Source organism: Pseudoflavonifractor phocaeensis (assembly GCF_016901955.1).
Classification (GTDB): domain Bacteria; phylum Bacillota; class Clostridia; order Oscillospirales; family Oscillospiraceae; genus Flavonifractor; species Flavonifractor phocaeensis_A.
This window is the reverse complement of record NZ_JACJLC010000188.1, coordinates 1-1,413: the sequence shown is the minus strand read 5'-3', so window position 1 is coordinate 1,413 and position 1,413 is coordinate 1. Positions and strand designations below refer to the sequence as shown.

At 47.3% G+C, this 1,413-nt stretch carries 2 protein-coding genes and 1 pseudogene; 2 read left to right on the top strand and 1 reads right to left on the bottom strand.

All coding sequences use genetic code 11. From position 1 onward, the window contains the following. Positions 1-617, top strand: a 617-nt coding sequence (locus H6B51_RS17040; RefSeq protein WP_204884783.1) for a hypothetical protein, incomplete at its 5' end; no start/stop codon positions are given. Then, positions 610-876, top strand: a complete 267-nt coding sequence (locus tag H6B51_RS17035) for a hypothetical protein (RefSeq protein WP_204884782.1) — start codon at positions 610-612, stop codon at positions 874-876. The genes H6B51_RS17040 and H6B51_RS17035, both read left to right, overlap by 8 nt. A 438-nt stretch (positions 877-1,314) precedes the next feature. On the opposite strand, the pseudogene H6B51_RS17030 reads toward H6B51_RS17035, so the two are convergent. Then, a pseudogene (locus H6B51_RS17030) lies at positions 1,315-1,413 on the bottom strand (IS5/IS1182 family transposase); the annotation flags it as partial.

The window sequence follows — 1,413 nt, the reverse complement described above, 5'->3', positions numbered from 1 at the left end:
TTGAACTTGAAACGGATGATATGGGCCATGAAATGACGCCAGTGGGCGTCTTTTTTCTTGTCAATTTTCCAATACAGATTTTTAAAGAGTACTTTGTCAACAGCTCCAAAACGGGACAACGTGCAAGAAAAAGTCTTTCGAGCTGTAATCATGGTATTGGATGTCATTCTGGTCTTTGGCATGGCGACTGCTATGCTGGGGATACCAAGCACATTTTATCTCTGTGTTCTGATTACCTCTCCGGGGCGTCCATCGGCACCCTGGCAGAGCGCTATACGATGGATGAGTACGAGATTCTGGACATTTTCTCTTATCTCGTAGAAAGGCGACCCAGCGCCATCCACAATTCTATGTATCCGGCCCTTACAAACTGGATACGACTGAACGGATATTCTCTTAGGGGGTTTGCGTTGGAGCTGGGGATTGCCCCGAGTCGATTTGCTCGTGTGTGTAACGGAAAAACGCATATGAGCTATGAGATGGCCGTGAAAATTCGAGACTTCACCGGCCTTTCATTTTCGTCCATTTATTCCACGGTAAGAGAGGCCGAAAAAACTGAGTCCACGTTTAAAGCCCCGCCCGCAAAACTGAAAAAGGGGGCAAAGCACAATGAATAAAGAACGCATGCGGCTCGCTGTAAAATTGGGCCTTGGCGCTGTGGCTAAGGCAAGGAAGATGAGAAATCCAACGGACATAAAAGTAATAGAAGCCACGATACTGAAGAGGCCGGTAAGAATAGCTGAAAAAAAGAGTTTCACTTCCCGTTCGGCCAACGCTGTTGGCAGTTCGATTGCAAGCAGCTTTTCCTCATCATCCTTAATTTGGTCCCGAACCGCAGCATCAATCTTGTCGGTCATATCTGGGTCGTTGGTCTGAGTCGCCGTACTGTCCACTGACTTGGCATTTTCAGAGGACGCATGAGGAAAGGCTATGATTTTCTGTTCTTTGTCAATCATAAAGGTTGGGCTGATTGTCCCATATGGCTATATGGACGGCCAGTCCATCGCTCCTTTCTTTTTTTTATTTTGGGTGTACCGCTGAGCAGCTCTTGACACTCCTTCTGGATAAATTCGGGGAATCATCCGGGCAATTAGTCGTGATTGTTTTCCAAGGTGCTCTCCTGAGCTGGTGTCGGTGATTCTTCGTTTTCCTGAATGGCCTGCACGATACTGGGATGCTCCCTCACAGTGATAACTCTATCGGAGACCAAAACTGTGGCGTTGAGCCTGATGATGAATTTGATCTACCATTTTGAAAGGAGAGCTGTCGACCAAGTGAAAGGGGAGTGCCGACTATGCTTGCGACTAAGAGTGCCTAACAAAACCGAAAAGCAACCAAAGCGGCAGCCAGAGTAAGAAAGGCCAAATGAATATCAGCCCTGCGTTCATATCGGACAAGCAGACGTCTGTATCG

Bases quoted from the DNA above. Each gene is read 5' to 3' on its own strand.
- H6B51_RS17035 (WP_204884782.1), top strand. From the start codon at position 610: ATGAATAAAGAACGCATGCGGCTCGCTGTAAAATTGGGCCTTGGCGCT.